Below are 14,334 nucleotides of genomic sequence, written 5' to 3' on the forward strand. Positions count from 1 at the left end.
CGCTAGACCTCGTGCACGAGCCACTTCCGCTCGATCTCGCGCTCCAGGTCCACGTCGTGCTGCCGCGCGAACAGGATCAACTGACAGAACACGTCAGCGAACTCCTGATGAAACCCGGCCCGGATCTCCTCCGCCCCCAGTCCCTTCTCCCGCGCCCGCCCGGTGTGCTGCAGGTAAGCCTGCGTCAGCTCGCCGACCTCCTCCTGCAGCTTCAGCAAGAACCAGTCCGGATCCCGCTCGAACCCGAGCACCTCGCCGTACCGAACCGACAACTTCTCCAACCGCCCCGAAAGCTCCGCAAGATCCACGCCCGTACCCAACCAGGGCCCACCGACAGTCCTGCGCACCTGTCGGTGGAGGGGCACAGACTGGGGGGATGGATGTGGTGGCGTGGTTGGTGGGGTCGGGGGAGCCGGCGGTTCGGGGGATGGCTCGGCGGGATCTGCTGGGCGAGGAGCACGGGGAGGACGTGCTCGGTGGGGCGATCGTGGAGACGTTGCTGACTGATGCCTGTGCGGACAAGCGCGCGTACAAGAAGTGGACCGGGGCGCACTGGCGGATCGTTTCGCTGGTGGAGTTGGAGGTGCCGGCCGGGGAGCCGCGGGCAGTCGAGGCGGCGGAGTACGACCTGGCTGAGGTGACGCGGTCATTCAAGTACGGCGTGAGTGTCGTCGACGGACTGGTACGGCGGTGTGGCTCGATCGAGGGGAACACGCTCGGAGCGTGTGCCCGGCTGGGTCTGGCGGCAGATCCGCGCGTCCAGCAACTCGCGGAGGGGCTGATCGAGTGGCAGTGGCCCGACGGCGGCTGGAACTGCGACCGGAAGGCGTCCGGCCGGCGCTCGTCGTTCCATGAGACGCATGCCGCGGCGTGGGGTCTGCATGAGTACTACCGGGCCACCGGAGAGACAATCGCCCGGGACGCGGCCTTGCGGGCAGGGGAGTTGTTTCTCGAGCACAGGGTGTTCCGGAGCCTGTCGACCGGCGCAGTCATCAACAAGCGGTGGTTGCGGCCGGCCTATCCGCCGTACTGGCACTACGACATCCTGCAGGCCCTGCTCGTGTTGTCGCGGCTCGGACTCGCCCGGGACGAACGCGCCGCCGATGCACTGGACGAGCTGGAGCAGCAGCGACGACCGGACGGCCGGTGGAACGCCGGTACGCCGTGGTGGGGCCCACTCGGTGGCACGCGGACGCCTGAGATCGTCGACTGGGGACGCAGCGGTCCGAACGAGATGATCACCCTCAACGCGCTGCGGGTGCTCACCGCCGCCGGACGCCGTACGTTGCCTTGAGCAACGTACGGCGAGCGGTCACTACTTCTGTGCGTCGGACGCCGGGAGAGGCTCTGGGTCCTTGCCGGACTCGGGCACCTCGGCGTCGTCAGCCGGCAACTCCCCGTCGGGCTGCGGTTCCGGAGCCGGGACGAGCGGCTGGTCAAGGCCGTTGTCCTCGCTGATCGCCGCGCGGGCGACCGAGGCCTCGATCCGGTTGAGCTGTTTGCGGATAGCGGTCCCGGTGCCGGTCGGCGCGGCCCAGAACCGCCTCATGTACTCCTCGATCTCAGCCTGCATCATGGCCCTGAGCTGAGCTTGTGTGTACGGCAAATCGTCCTCCACGTGACCTGGGGTGAACTCGCCGCGGGCGAGCGCCGCCCGGGCTGCGGGGCCGGGACAGTCGGTACCGCCCGGCCGGACCGCGGAGTGCGGCCGGATCGCCGTACCGCGGGGAAAGATCGTGCGGAAGTCGGCGATCACCGCACGGGTGGTCGCCTTCAGCGCGGCGGTCGGCTGCTCACCGGTGACCAGCACCAGCAGGATCGCGCCGTACCGTTCGTTGAGATCAGCGTTGCCGTTCGCGCCGGACTGGGTTCGCAGCCCGCGCAGCGTCCAGGCCCGGCCGGCCTGGTCGACGGCGACCTGGTACGCGATGTCCGACCAGCCCCGGTCGTCCATGTGGTAGTTCTGCCACCCACGCAAGGCCGACGCGACCGCCGCCTGGCTGTGGATGACACTGGTCGATCCGGTCCCGGGCCAATGGATCACCGTGCCCTGGACTCGGGAGACGGTCAGGTTCCCCGGCCCGTCGTTCGGCGGCCGCGCCCTCCAGGCGGACCGCGGCAGATATGTCACCATCAAGTGCTCCTCACGTGCCTCACGAGCACCGCATACCCGCTGCTGGCACTCGGTAATCAACCGATCACACTCGGCACGCAGTCGTCAAGGCTGAACGGACGTCCTGTCGGTCCTTACCCAATCAGTGACCCGGTCCACGCAGGACCGTACGACACCAGGAGGCCAGCAGCGCCGCGGTCAACCGATCACGGTGCGGTCTCCTGGAGCAGTGGCAGTAGTTGGTCGCCCACGCGGACTGTTTCCTCGCGGTACGGCGTGTCGGAGAGGATGAAATGGGTGACGCCGAGGTCCTGGTACTTGCGCAGGGACTTCGCGACGTCGTCGGGTGATCCGACCAGCCACGTCGTACCCGCGCCGCCTCCGCCGTACTTGCCCGGCGCGGTGTACAGATTGTCGTCGAGTACGTCGCCACGCTCCGCCAGTTCGAGCAACCGTTGCTGCCCGACCGCCTTGAACCACCGGCGATCGCGAAAGCCCGCGGCCTCCGCCATCGTCGCGACCTTCGCCTCGGCGTCGGTCCACGCCTGCTCGGTGGTGTCGCGGACGAGCGTGGTGATCCGCAGCCCGAACTCGAGCGGCGGATGCTCCCGCCCCAGCTCGGACTCGAGCGAACGCAGTCTGCTGATCCGCTCCGCGATCCCATCCAGCGGCTCACCCCAGAACAGCTGCACATCGGCATCCGTCGCCGCCACCCGCTGTGCCGCGTCGGACGCGCCCCCGAAGTACAACCGCGGATGCGGCCGCCCTTGCCGTACGACGGGACGCGTGGCGACCGTGGATCCGGTGACCGAGAAGTACTCACCGGCGTACGACACGTCCTCCTCGGTCCACAATCGTCGTACCAGCTGGAGGAACTCGCGCGTCCGGGCGTACCGCTGCGCCTGGTCGCCCTCGGAGTCGCCGTACGCGGCGAGATTGTCCTGGCCGGAAACGATGTTGACCAGCAGCCGTCCGCCGGTCAGCTGATCCAGCGTCCCCGCCGCCGAGGCGAAGTGCGCGGGCTGCCAGTACCCGGGCCGGATCGCCACCAGCGGCTGGAAGGTCGTCGTCCGCGCCGCCAGTGCGGTCGCCACCGTGAACGTGTCCGGCCGGCCCCACCCGGTCCCGATCAACGCGCCGCCCCAGCCGTGATCCTCGGCGAGCCGGGCGAGCTCGGTCAACCGCTCCAGACTGTTGTGACCCGCGACAGCGTCGTCCCCGCGATGCCCGGGATCGACCTGATTCGGGAGATACCAGAGGAAAGTCATACAAAGGAGTTTATGTCCATCGTATTAGTAGACTTTCAGACCGTCTCGCGGTCTGGTCAAGCCCCCCGACCGGGAGGCCCACACCGGTCTCTGACTCAGTACTGCGAGTTGTCGGGGCCAGCAGAATTCCCTGTTGGACTGTGCGCCGGGATCGTGAACAGGATGCTGGAGACGTTCCCCAACGGTTCGGAGGACCGGATGACGAAGGCAGCACAGCGTTCGCTCGGCGACGGTGGACCGGAGGTCAGTGCGCTCGGGATGGGGTGCTGGGCGATCGGCGGGCCACACGCACGGCAGGGGAGTCCGGTTGGTTGGGGGGTGATCGACGACGACGAGTCGAAGCGGGCGCTGCGGCGCGCGTACGATCTCGGAGTCACGTTCTTCGACACCGCCGACGTCTACGGCTGCGGCCACAGCGAGAAGCTGATCGCGGCCGCGCTCGGCGACGTCCGCGACGACATCGTGATCGCATCGAAGGCCGGCTACACGTACGTCGAGGAGACCCGCGAGGCACCGGGGGAGAACGGCGACCCGGACTACATCCGCTGGGCCTGTGACGAGTCACTGCGGCGGCTCGGGACGGACCACCTCGACCTGTACCAGTTCCACCTGGGTGGCTACGACCTGGCGAAGGCGGACGACGTCCTCGCGGTCTTCGAGGAACTGGTCGCTGCAGGCAAGGTTCGGGCGATCGGCTGGAGTACGGACAGCCCGGAGCGGGCCGCGGTCTTCGCGAAGAGCGAGCACTGCCAGGCGATCCAGCAGCACTTCAACGTGTTCGGCGGCAATGCCGAGGTGCTGGAGCTGTGCGAGCAGCACGGCCTGGCGAGCATCGTCCGCGGTCCACTCGGCATGGGTCTGCTGACCGGGAAGTTCGACGAGAACAGCACCCTCCCGGCGGACGACGTACGCCACGGTTGGGACTTCCGCACCGGCGACCAGGCCGAGTCCCTCCGCCGCCTCGACGCCGTCCGCGACATCCTGACGTCGGACGGCCGCACCCTGGCCCAGGGCGCCCTCGCCTGGCTCTGGTCCCACAGCGAAGCCTTCATCCCCATCCCCGGTTTCAAGACGGTCGCCCAGGTGGAGGAGAACGCGGGCGCCCTCGAACACGGACCACTGACCAAGGACCAACTGGCCGAGGTCAGCACGATCCTGTCCTGACCGGCCTCAGCGGTCGGCGGGCTGGTAGGCGGTCACGACGGCGGCGCCGCCGAGGCCGATGTTGTGCTGGAGGGCGACGGCTGCGCCGTCCACCTGCCGGGCACCGGCCTCGCCGCGGAGCTGCCACGTGAGCTCCGCGCATTGTGCGAGGCCGGTGGCGCCGAGCGGATGGCCCTTGGAGATCAGTCCGCCGGACGGGTTGACGACCCAGCGGCCGCCGTACGTCGTGTCGTTGCCGTCGACCAGCTTGTGCCCCTCGCCTTCGGCGGCCAGGCCGAGGGCCTCGTAGGTGAACAGCTCGTTCGGGGCGAAGCAGTCGTGCAGTTCGATCACGTCGAGGTCGTCGGGGGTGAGCCCGGTCTGCGCGTAGACCTGGTCGGCCGCCGTACGGCTCATGTCCGTGCCGACCAGGTTGATCGCGCTGTTGGTGTCGAAGGTCGAGGGCAGATCGGTGACCATCGCCTGGCCGACGATCTCGACGGCGCGGTCACCGAGGTCGTTCGCCTCGACGAACCGCTCGCTCGCGAGCACTGCGGCGCCGGAACCGTCGGACGTCGGCGAGCACATCAGTCTGGTCAGGCCCGCGTCGGCGTAGACCGTCTTGGCGTTCTTGATCTCGTCGACGGTGTAGACGTCCTGGAATTGCGCGTACGGGTTGTTTGCCGAGTGCCGGTGGTTCTTGGCCGCGATCTTCGCGAAGTGTTCCGGTGTCGAGCCGTAGCGCTCGTTGTGCTCCAACCCGGCGACGCCGTACATCCACGGCGCCGGCGGGGAGGCGAACTCGCGCATCTCGGCCAGCGCCCGGACGTGCTTCGCGACCGGCCATTCGCGGTCGTCGTACGCCGCGGCGAGCGAACCGGGCTGCATCTTCTCGAAGCCGAGTGCGAGCGTGCAGTCGGCCAGACCGCCGCGGATCGCGCTCGCGGCCAGGTACAGCGCGGTCGACCCGGTCGAGCAGTTGTTGTTCACGTTGGTGATCGGGATGCCGGTCATGCCCAGCTCGTAGACCGCGCGCTGGCCGCAGGTGGAGTCGCCGAACACGTAGCCGACGTGGGCCTGCTCGATCCGGTCGAAGGTGATGCCGGCGTCGTCCAGCGCTTTGCTGCCGGACTCCTTGGCCATCGCCGGGTAGTCCCAGCCCTTCCGGCGGCCCGGCTTCTCGAACTTCGTCATACCGACGCCGATGACGTAGACCTTGTGCACGTCGTCTCCTAGTCCATCGTGACGAGGCCGGACAGCATGATGTCCAGCTGATCGATCGTGCCCGACCCGATCGACTGCGCCTCGAAGGAATGGCCGAACGGGCTTGCGTGAACCAGTGGCGCTCCCGCGCAGACCTCGCCGTCTTCGACAGCGAGCACGTAGCGAACGCAGGTGCCGGTTCCACACGGACCGCGATTGAGTACGCCGTCACCCCAGACCACCGCGCTGCGGGTCGACAATCCGGTCACCGGTTCAGTGATCAGGAGCATGTCCGGCGCCGGGATGTCGCTCGCCGGCCCACGCAGCCGGCTCAGGAGGTCGTGCCCCGCGACCGTGAGCTCGTGGAACGAGAACCGGTCGAGCTGTATGCCGAGGTCGGAGGCGGTGACGGCCGCGAAGCGGTTGCCGCCGGCCGATGCCGACCTGATCCGAAGGGGCCTGCCGAGGTAGTCGACCTGCTGACGAACCGACGTGCGCGCCACCGCGGGCATGTCGACAGCGACTCGGCCGGAGCTGAGGTTCCTTCCGACGATGACACCGGCCGCCGTCTCGAACGTCACCGCGGGGTCCGTGCTCGGGTTGGTGCACATGGCCGTGGCGAACAAGGTCGCCTCGCCACATCCGCCCAGCGGCCCGTGCGCGGCGACGAACCTGAGCCCGTAGTCGGCGTCGTCCGTCGACGGTGCGAACACCACAGCGACGATCGCCGACGGGTCGCCTCCGCGGGTCTTGAAGTAGTCAGCCTGGACCAGCTCGAGCGCCTCGCCATCGCACTGCTCCGACGAGGTCAGGTCGTAGCACGCGACCGGTTGGCCCTCGCTCGTTCCCTCGGCGACGAATCCGCTCACGATGGTTGCAGTCACCGAACCATCATTGGTTCAGCCTGATCGCGGTTGCGCCCTACAGGCGCAGGAAAACCCGTCACCCGCTTCCGACGAAGCGAGCTAGCCCGGCTCTGAGCGCTTTCATAGCGTGAATCGGCAGTCAAGTTCGGGACGGAGGCATCGGGATGTTCGCACCAACCGAGTCGGCGCGCGTCGCTGTGGTGACCGGCGGGGCCGGCGGCCTGGGACGGGCCTGTGTCGAGTCGCTCCTGGCCCGCGGAACGGCCGTGGCCGTCGTCGATCGGCTGCCACCGAAGGACCTGCCCGGCAAAGCCATCTCTGTGACCGCGGACGTGACGTCGCCCGATCAGGTCCGCAGCGCCCACGAGGAGGTGGTGGACCGGCTCGGCGATGTGTCGATCCTGGTCAACGCCGCCGGGATCGCTCGCTCCACCCGGTTCGCCGACATCAGTCTCGACGAGTGGCAGAGCGTCCTGGGCGTGTCCATTACCGGCACGTTCCTGATGACGCAGGTATGTCTACCGGGGATGCGCGCGGCCGGTTGGGGCCGGATCGTGAACTTCTCCTCGACCGCGGGCAAGAACGTCTCCACCCTGGGCGGTGCGCACTACACCACTGCGAAGGCTGGGCTCCTCGGCCTGACGCGCGCCGTGGCTCAGGAGCTCGGCCCGCTCGGCATCACAGTGAATGCGGTGTGCCCAGGTCTCTTCGAGACCGAAATGGCGCGCTCGCTTGCGGCCGGGTGGGATCTCGACGCGTACCTCGGTGGTCTGCCGGTCCCACGGATCGGGCAGCCGTCGGAGGTCGGCGAACTGGTGGCCTTCCTCGCCAGCGACCAAGCGGCGTACATCACCGGGGCGGCGGTCGACATCAACGGCGGGGAGCTGATGGTCTGATGCCGCCGTGGTGATACTGGACGGACCGCAAGGCCCGCGGATCCGCACCAGCGATGGGCGCGAGCTCCTCAACCTCTGCTCCAACGACTACCTCGGGCTCGCGAACGATCCCGACGTACGCCGGGTGGCGCACGAGGCGCTCGACCGGCTCGGGTTCGGCTACGCCTCCGGCCGGATCATCTCCGGTACGTCGACGGCGCACCTGCAACTCGAGCAGGAGCTGAGTACCTTCCTCGGCACCGAGGCGTCGCTGCTGTTCACGTCCTGCTTCGACGCGAACACCGGCCTGTTCGAGGTGCTGCTCGGACCTGACGATGTCGCGATCTCCGATGCCGCGAACCATGCATCGATCATCGACGGTCTTCGCCTGTGCCGGGCACGCCGGGCGATCTACTCGTCCCGCGACCTCGAGAATCTTCGGAGGGAGCTCGCGGCGTCCGGCGATGCCCGGCGTCGGCTGATCGTCACCGACGGCGTCTTCTCGATGGATGGCGGCAGCCCCGACCTGGTGGCTCTGTGCGACCTCGCCGATGAGTACGACGCGTTGCTCGTCGTCGACGACTCGCACGGGACCGGCGTACTCGGCAACCACGGTCGGGGCACCGTGTGCGAGCCCGGAGTCGCAGGGCGGGTGGACCTGGTGACCGGAACCTTCGGCAAGGCCCTGGGCGGCGCAGGAGGCGGCTTCGTCAGTGGCCGGCGCGAGTTCGTCGACCTGCTGCGTCAGAAGGCGCGCCCGTACGTGTTCTCCAACGCACTCCCGCCCGTGCAGGTCGAGGTGGCCCGGCACGCGTTGCGCCTGCTCGAGTGCGACGACGACCGCCGTTCGCGGTTGCTGGACAACGTCGCTCTGCTGCGCAGCGAACTCAAGCGCCATGGCCTCGTCGTGCCGGACGGCAATCACCCGATCATCCCGATCATCCTGGGTGACGCCGGCATCGCCCGGGCCGCGGCCGCCGAGCTGCTGCGGCGCGACATCCTCGCGGTCGCCCTGACCTACCCCGTCGTGTCCGCTGACACGGCACGGATCCGGCTGCAGGTATCGGCCGCGCATACCCGGGCCGAGCTGTTGGCCGCGGCAACCACGATCGCGGACGTCGTCCGCGGAAGAATCGCTTGCGAAACCGTCGGCGTACGCACATAGTGTACGTGCATACGTGATCGCGGAGAGGTGCACAGTATGGGCGGACGCTGGCTTGTGCGGGGTGCGATGGCGATGGTTGCCGTCATCTCCTTGTCCGGATGTGGCCTCGCCCAGCTGACCTTCCGGGTGGACGACCGGTTGCACTTCGCCGGCCCCGAAGCCCGGTCGACCGTGGGTATTCCGGTCACCGTCAGCTGGACGATGGACGACTTCCGGGTCGCGGCGGAGGGCAGCGAGGCGCCGTCGGACGAGGCCGGCTACTTCGCCGTCTTCGTCGATCAGAAGCCGGTCAAGCCCGGCCACACGATGGACGACGTGGCCGACGGCGACCCGTCCTGCGAGGAGTCGCCGACGTGCCCCGACCAGGACTACCTGGCCAAGCACGACGTCTACACCACGACGAGCGGCGAGGTCGAGATTCCGACGATCCCGGATCTGCCCGGCAGCGAGGAGAAGGTGCAACTCCACACCATCACGATCGTGCTCATGGACACCTCCGGGCATCGCATCGGTGAGTCGGCCTGGGACCTCGAAGTCCGGGTCCGGAAGGCGGGGTTCTGACGTGTCAGACCGAGAAGAACTGCGGGCGAACCAGCAAGCGGCTCTGCAGGAGGTGGACCAGGCCGGCGCGGCGCTGCGCGAGCAGGCCCGCGCGACGCTCGGGGTCACCGGCGACGAGAACACGGAGAGCTTCCGGTCACTCGTCCGCAAGCACAACCTGAGCTACTACCCGATGATTGCCTTGGGCCTGTTGTTCGTCACCGGTGCGTTCCAGAGTTATGCGTTCACGGTCCTGACGCCCGAGATCAGCCGCACGCTCGGCATCTCGATCGCCGCCATCGTCGGAGCCCGCGCGCTGTACCAGCTCGCCATCGCGATCGCGCCGCTGCCGATCGCGCGGCTGTCCCAGAGCCGGGCGCGGCGCGCGATGCTCTGCATCGTCACCGGGATCGCGTGGAGCTGCATCACGCTGATGACCGGACTCGTCACTTCACTGGTCGCGCTCATCGTCATTCTCTGTCTCGACGGCCTGGCCACCGGATCGGTCGTCGCGCTGCACGCGCCGCTCATCGCCGACAGCTATCCACCGGCCGCACGGGTACGCGCGCTCACGGCGTACACCGCGATCGGCACCTTCGGGCAGGCGCTGGCGCCGCTGCTGGTCGGCATCCTCGCGTCCGTCGCCGGTCTGAGCTGGCGTGGCGTCTTCCTGACTCTGGGACTCACCTCGCTGCTGCTGACGCTGTGTGCGATCCGGCTGCGTGACCCGGGGTTCGGGAAGTGGGACTCCGAGCAGCTACGTGCCAGCGTGCATGAGGAGCACGGCGAGTCGGCGGATTCGCTGGCGGCCAAGGACGTCGCCCTCGGGTTCTGGGAGATCTGCCGTCGCGTGATGCTCATTCCCACCAACCGGAGGGTCTTCGCCGGGTTCGCGGTGTACGGCGTACTCACCGTGCCGCTGGGCACCTTCATCTCGGTCTTCCTCGACCAACGGTGGAACCTCGGCCCGGGGGAGCGCGGCCTGTTCTTCTCGGTCTTCTTCGGGATCGGCGTCCTCGCCCTGATCGGCTACGGAGGCCGCGGCGAGAAGCAGTTCCGGTCCTCGCCGGCGCGGGTGTTGCGGGCTGCCGGATTCCTCCTGGCGGGGGCGGTCGTCTTCATCGCGATGGGCGGCGTGATGCCGGCGTTCGTGCCGATGCTGATCTGCTTCGGGATCGCCGGAGCGTGCATCGGGCTCCTGCAGCCGATGCTCGGGATCTCGATGCTCTCGATCGTGCCGGCCCACATGCGGCCGCACGCCCAGGCGCTGGCCGGGATCTTCGTCGCGATCGGTGGTTCGGCCGGCGCACTGCTCCTCGGTGGCATCGAGGAGCAGTACGGGATCGGCGGCACGATGGTCGCGATCGCCGTACCCGGGGTGATCGGTGCCTTCGTCATCGCCAGCGCGGGCACCTTCATCGAGGGCGACCTCGACCGGATGATCGACGAGGTGGTCGAGGACGAGGAGATCCGCCGGGTCGAGCGGAGCGGCGGACGCCTTCCGCTGCTGGCCTGTCGCGGGATCAACTTCTCGTACGGCCAGCTGCAGGTCCTCTTCGACACCGACTTCACCATCGACGACGGTGAGATGGTCGCGCTGCTCGGTGTCAACGGCGCCGGCAAGTCGACGCTGCTCAAGGTCATCTCGGGCATCGGCCTGCCGACCGCGGGCAGCGTGCGCTACCGGGGGCAGGAGATCACCTACCTCGACGCCGAACGCCGGATGCGGCTGGGCATCACCCAGGTCCCCGGCGGCCGCGCGGTCTTCGGGCCGATGACCGTCGTCGAGAACCTGCGCAGCTACGGCTACACGATGGCCAAGGAACGTGGCGCCGTCGACAGTGCGATCGAGAGATGCCTCGAGGCGTTCCCGCGACTGGCCGAACGCCGCAACTCGCTGGCCTCGACGTTGTCCGGGGGCGAGCAGCAGATGCTCGGGCTGTCCAAGGCGTTGATGCTCCGTCCACGCCTGCTGCTCATCGACGAGCTCTCGCTCGGCCTGGCGCCGGTGATCGTCGGTCAACTCCTCGACATGGTTCGGCAGATCAACGCCGACGGCACGGCCGTGGTGCTGGTCGAGCAGTCGGTGAACATCGCGCTGAACCTGGTCGACCACGCGTACTTCATGGAAAAGGGCGAGATGCGATTCGACGGCCGCGCTGACGAACTTCTGGCTCGCGACGACCTGCTGCGCGCGGTCTTCCTGCACGGTGCGGGAGCGGCGCGATGACCGCGGTGCTGCGGCAGGCCCGCAAGCCGCTCATCCAGCTGGCTGCGTTCACGGCCGCCGTCGTCCTGACCAAGATCGTGACTGCCGTCCTCGACCGGCACGACGTCATCAAGGCAGACACGCCACTGCCGGTGATCATGCTCGGCACGATCGTTGGGTTGACCTACGGTCTGCTGGCGGTCGGCATCGTGCTGGTCTACCGGAGCAACCGGATCATCAACTTCGCGCACGGACAGATCGGTGCGTTCGGAGCGGCGTTCTTCGGCGTCGTCGCGATGAAGTGGCACGTCCCGTACTGGATCGCGTTCGTGATCGCGTTGCTCGCGTCGGCGGCGACCGCGGCCGCCGCCGAGACCGGCGTCGTACGACGGCTGCGTAACGCACCGCGGATCGTGTCGATCGTCGCGACGCTGGGCGTCGGCCAGTTCCTCGTCATCTTCGCCGCTCTGATCAACTCCACGGCGTCCGGACCGCTGTATCCGCAGCCGGAGTGGTTGCCGGTCTTCAACGTCGGCGCGCTGCACGTGACGGAGGCGTACTCCGGCATGCTGTTCCTGTCGCCCCTGTTCGTTCTCGCGATCGCACTGTTCCTGAAGCGGTCGCGGTTCGGTCTCGCCATCCGCGCCGCGGCGGCCAATCCGGAAGCCGCGCGGATGTCCGGGATCTTCGCGAGCCGGATGTCGACCCTGGCGTGGGCGATCGCCGGCGCCTTGTCCGCTTTCACCGCGATCCTCACTGCCCCGACGCAGGGCTTCGCCAGTGCGGACAGCTTCGGCCCCGCGTTGCTCTTGCGTGCGCTGACCGCCGCTGTCATCGGCCGGATGCAGAGCCTGCCCATCGCGCTGGTCAGCGGTGTCGGTCTGGGGATCCTCGAGCAGTTGCTGCTGTGGAACTACCCGCAGTCGGGTCTGGTCGAAGTGGTCATGTTCGTCATCATCCTGGTCGCGCTGCTGGTGCAGCGCCGGCGCGGTGGGCGCGACGAGGAGAAGGGCAGTTGGGCGGCGGTGCGCGGCCTGCGACCGATCCCGGAGAAGCTGCAGAGTCTCTGGGCAGTGCGTGCGATGGGCCCGGCGTTCGGCATCCTGACAATCGCGGTGCTCGCGATCCTGCCGCTGTTCATCTCCAACGGCCTGTCGGTGACCTTCACCGGCATCCTGGCCTTCGCGATCGTCGGATTGTCGATCGGTGTCCTGACCGGTCTCGGTGGGCAGTTGACGCTCGGTCAGTTCGCCGTCGCCGCGATCGGCGCTGTCATTTCGTTCAAGGTGGCCGGCAGCACCGGCATCTTCCCGCTCGCGCTGCTGCTCGCCGGTCTGGGCGCGGGACTGGTCTCGGTGCTGATCGGTCTGCCCGCGCTCCGCATCCGCGGCCTCATGCTCGCCGTCACCACGCTCGGCTTCGCGCTGGCCGCGCCGTTGTGGCTGCTCACGCAGCCCTGGATGCTCGGCGACGGTCAGGATCCGGGAAAGCCGTCCGGGTGGCCGATCGGTGCGCTCGACACCGGCCGCTCGTACTACTACTTCGCGCTGGCGCTGTTCGTCCTTGCCCTGGTGGTGGCGCGAAACATCCGGCGCAGTGGATTCAGCCGCCTGCTCGTCGCCATCCGCGACAACGAGGAGAACGCGCGGGCGTTCGCCGTACGGGCGAGTCTCGTCAAACTGCAGGGGTACCTGATCGGCGGGTTCATCGCCGGCATCGGAGGGGCGACGTACGCGCACTCGTTGTCCACCATCAGTGCCGGGACCTTCCCGACGTCGGCCAGCATCGACGTCGTCGTCATGACAGTGCTCGGTGGCGTCTCGGTGCTGATCGGTCCGGTACTCGGGGCGATCTGGGTGCTCGGCCTGCCGTTGCTTGACATCGGCAACATCGGACTGGCGGCGACGAAGTTCGGAGTACTGCTGCTGATCCTGTGGAAGCCGGGTGGCCTGATCCAGGTCGTCGCGCCGATCCGGGACCGGATCGTGAAGTTCATCGCCCGCCGGCACGGCATCGATCCCGAGCCGTTGTACGCCGGTGAGGACACAACAGACGGTACGGCAACGGCCCGGGGCGTCCGGGTCAGCGACCTGCGCGTCGCTGAACCGGGCACCGAGATCGCAGATCGCCCTGAGGCGGGTGCGTCGCTGCTCGAGGCGCGCGATCTGCGCAAGAGCTTCGGTGGCGTACACGCAGTCCGCGGGGTGTCGTTCGACGTACGAGCTGGCGAAACGGTCGGACTGCTCGGACCGAACGGCGCCGGCAAGACGACGACGTTCGAGCTGCTGGGGGGCTTCACGAGACCGGACATGGGACAGGTGTTCTTCAACGGTGAGGACATCAGCAAGGTCGGCCCGGAAGGGCGCGCGCGGCGCGGCCTGATCCGATCGTTCCAGGATGCGGCGCTGTTCCCGACGATGACCGTGAAAGAGACCGTCATGCTCTCGCTCGAGCGAGTCCGGCCGACGGGTTTCGTGGCGTCGACGCTCGGTATGACCCTCGGCGAACGGAAGAAGGAAGGCCAGGCGCGTGCGCTCATCTCGGCGATGGGGCTGGATCGCTATCGGGACAAGTCGATCCAGGAGCTGTCGACCGGCACCCGGCGCATCACCGAGATCGCGTGTCTGGTGGCGCTGCAGCCGATCTGCCTGTTGCTCGACGAACCGTCCAGCGGCGTCGCCCAGCGCGAGACCGAGGCGCTCGGACCGCTGCTCGTCGACCTGAAGAAGGAGCTCGACCTGACGCTTGTCGTCATCGAGCACGACATTCCGCTCATCATGGGGATCTCCGATCGCATCATCGCGATGGCCGACGGACACCTGATCGCCGAAGGTACTCCGGACGAGGTGCGGACCGACCCGCTGGTCGTCGATGCGTACCTGGGCGGCAGCATCGAAGCGATCGAGCGCTCCGACGCCGGCCTGGCCGTGGCCGACCGATGACGACCGGTCG

General features: G+C 68.2%; 12 protein-coding genes. 7 read left to right on the plus strand and 5 right to left on the minus strand.

Annotated features, from left to right (window positions below; genetic code table 11):
* Positions 1-2: 2 nt before the first annotated feature.
* Positions 3-308, minus strand: a complete 306-nt coding sequence (locus ACIBG5_RS00250; protein ID WP_360447771.1) for a pyrophosphatase — start codon at positions 306-308, stop codon at positions 3-5.
* A gap of 68 nt (positions 309-376) precedes the next feature.
* Here ACIBG5_RS00250 and ACIBG5_RS00255 point away from each other — a divergent pair, with 68 nt between their 5' ends.
* Positions 377-1,294 (plus strand): hypothetical protein, encoded by a 918-nt coding sequence (locus ACIBG5_RS00255; RefSeq protein WP_396389242.1) that lies wholly within the window; start codon positions 377-379, stop codon positions 1,292-1,294.
* 21 nt (positions 1,295-1,315) lie between these two features.
* Here ACIBG5_RS00255 and ACIBG5_RS00260 read toward each other — a convergent pair whose 3' ends face one another.
* Positions 1,316-2,134, minus strand: coding sequence for a peptidoglycan recognition family protein (locus ACIBG5_RS00260; protein WP_396389243.1), 819 nt, complete (start codon positions 2,132-2,134; stop codon positions 1,316-1,318).
* A gap of 185 nt (positions 2,135-2,319) precedes the next feature.
* Entirely contained in the window at positions 2,320-3,381 is a 1,062-nt protein-coding gene (locus ACIBG5_RS00265) for an LLM class flavin-dependent oxidoreductase (RefSeq protein ID WP_396389244.1), read from the minus strand.
* 162 nt (positions 3,382-3,543) lie between these two features.
* On the opposite strand from ACIBG5_RS00265, the gene ACIBG5_RS00270 reads away from it, so the two are divergent.
* On the plus strand, positions 3,544-4,545 hold the full coding sequence (locus ACIBG5_RS00270) for an aldo/keto reductase (protein ID WP_396389245.1): 1,002 nt from the start codon (positions 3,544-3,546) through the stop codon (positions 4,543-4,545).
* Between the two features lie 6 nt (positions 4,546-4,551).
* On the opposite strand, the gene ACIBG5_RS00275 is transcribed toward ACIBG5_RS00270, so the two are convergent.
* Both ACIBG5_RS00275 and ACIBG5_RS00280 read right to left on the minus strand, forming a co-directional pair.
* The gene (locus ACIBG5_RS00275; RefSeq protein ID WP_396389246.1) at positions 4,552-5,748 is read right to left on the minus strand and encodes a lipid-transfer protein; all 1,197 of its coding nucleotides are present in this window, start codon (positions 5,746-5,748) and stop codon (positions 4,552-4,554) included.
* Positions 5,749-5,756: 8 nt separating this feature from the next.
* Positions 5,757-6,611 carry a proline racemase family protein gene (locus ACIBG5_RS00280; protein WP_396389247.1) on the minus strand — a complete coding sequence of 285 codons (855 nt, stop codon included), beginning with the start codon at positions 6,609-6,611 and terminating at the stop codon, positions 5,757-5,759.
* A gap of 146 nt (positions 6,612-6,757) precedes the next feature.
* On the opposite strand from ACIBG5_RS00280, the gene ACIBG5_RS00285 reads away from it, so the two are divergent.
* The 5 genes from ACIBG5_RS00285 to ACIBG5_RS00305 are packed head-to-tail and all read left to right on the plus strand — an operon-like array spanning position 6,758 to position 14,324.
* Entirely contained in the window at positions 6,758-7,489 is a 732-nt protein-coding gene (locus ACIBG5_RS00285; RefSeq protein WP_396389249.1) for an SDR family NAD(P)-dependent oxidoreductase, read from the plus strand.
* Between the two features lie 7 nt (positions 7,490-7,496).
* Positions 7,497-8,633: a glycine C-acetyltransferase gene (locus ACIBG5_RS00290; protein ID WP_396389250.1), complete on the plus strand. Its 1,137-nt coding sequence runs from the start codon at positions 7,497-7,499 to the stop codon at positions 8,631-8,633.
* A 36-nt stretch (positions 8,634-8,669) separates the two neighbouring features.
* Positions 8,670-9,194, plus strand: coding sequence for a hypothetical protein (locus tag ACIBG5_RS00295; protein ID WP_396389251.1), 525 nt, complete (start codon positions 8,670-8,672; stop codon positions 9,192-9,194).
* Between the two features lies 1 nt (position 9,195).
* A complete protein-coding gene (locus tag ACIBG5_RS00300; protein WP_396389252.1) occupies positions 9,196-11,403 on the plus strand; it encodes an MFS transporter in 2,208 nt (735 codons plus the stop codon).
* A complete protein-coding gene (locus ACIBG5_RS00305; RefSeq protein ID WP_396389253.1) occupies positions 11,400-14,324 on the plus strand; it encodes an ATP-binding cassette domain-containing protein in 2,925 nt (974 codons plus the stop codon). The genes ACIBG5_RS00300 and ACIBG5_RS00305 overlap by 4 nt, the downstream gene beginning before the upstream one ends.
* Positions 14,325-14,334 lie beyond the last annotated feature (10 nt).

Origin of the sequence: Kribbella sp. NPDC050241 (assembly GCF_044459685.1) — a bacterium.
Taxonomy (GTDB): Bacteria; Actinomycetota; Actinomycetes; order Propionibacteriales; family Kribbellaceae; genus Kribbella.

What these genes read in the sequence shown, in the direction of transcription:
- ACIBG5_RS00255 (WP_396389242.1), top strand. Translation starts at nt 377, where the DNA reads ATGGATGTGGTGGCGTGGTTGGTGGGGTCGGGGGAGCCGGCGGTTCGG.
- ACIBG5_RS00260 (WP_396389243.1), bottom strand. Translation starts at nt 2,134, where the DNA reads ATGGTGACATATCTGCCGCGGTCCGCCTGGAGGGCGCGGCCGCCGAAC.
- ACIBG5_RS00265 (WP_396389244.1), bottom strand. Translation starts at nt 3,381, where the DNA reads ATGACTTTCCTCTGGTATCTCCCGAATCAGGTCGATCCCGGGCATCGC.
- ACIBG5_RS00270 (WP_396389245.1), top strand. Translation starts at nt 3,544, where the DNA reads ATGCTGGAGACGTTCCCCAACGGTTCGGAGGACCGGATGACGAAGGCA.
- ACIBG5_RS00285 (WP_396389249.1), top strand. Translation starts at nt 6,758, where the DNA reads ATGTTCGCACCAACCGAGTCGGCGCGCGTCGCTGTGGTGACCGGCGGG.
- ACIBG5_RS00295 (WP_396389251.1), top strand. Translation starts at nt 8,670, where the DNA reads ATGGGCGGACGCTGGCTTGTGCGGGGTGCGATGGCGATGGTTGCCGTC.
- ACIBG5_RS00305 (WP_396389253.1), top strand. Translation starts at nt 11,400, where the DNA reads ATGACCGCGGTGCTGCGGCAGGCCCGCAAGCCGCTCATCCAGCTGGCT.